Source organism: Vibrio sp. 811 (assembly GCF_033339195.1).
Genome location: NZ_JAWOUB010000685.1, coordinates 1 through 583, shown reverse-complemented (window position 1 = coordinate 583; position 583 = coordinate 1). Strand labels below are relative to the sequence as shown.

At 46.3% G+C, this 583-nt stretch carries 1 protein-coding gene; it reads left to right on the top strand.

The window, feature by feature from the left end; translation table 11 throughout:
• Positions 1-583: cytochrome-c peroxidase (locus R7Q46_RS28825; protein ID WP_318078535.1), on the top strand; the 583-nt coding region annotated here is incomplete at both ends.

Genomic DNA, 583 nt, shown 5'->3' with positions numbered 1-583 from the left:
TCACCTACGGTGTTTAATTCAGATTTGAATTTCGTTCAATTTTGGAATGGGCGAGCGAAAGATCTGCAAGAGCAAGCCGCAGGCCCTATCGAAAACCCATTGGAAATGGCATTTACCCACCAGCTCGCGGTCGACACTCTTCAATCTATCCCTCAATACCGCAAGTGGTTTCAACAAGCTTATGGCAGCGACAATATCACCATTGATAACGTGACCGATGCTATCGCAACATTTGAACAAACACTGCGTACGCCAAATTCTCCATTCGATTTATGGTTGAAAGGTAACGACGACGCACTTACTACTGCACAGGTGGAAGGCTATCAACTGTTTAAAGACAAAGGCTGTACTGCTTGTCACAGCGGGCCATTAGCGGGCGGACAAATGTATCAAAAAATGGGGTTAGTGAAGCCATTTGCAACAGACAACCCAGATGTTGGCCGCAAAGCCATTACCGGAAGTGATTTCGATAAGTTCGTCTTCAAAGTCCCAACCTTACGTAACGTAGAATTGACCTACCCGTACTTCCATGACGGGTCTGTTTGGGATCTTCAAGAAGCGGTAGAAATGATGGCCGATCTGC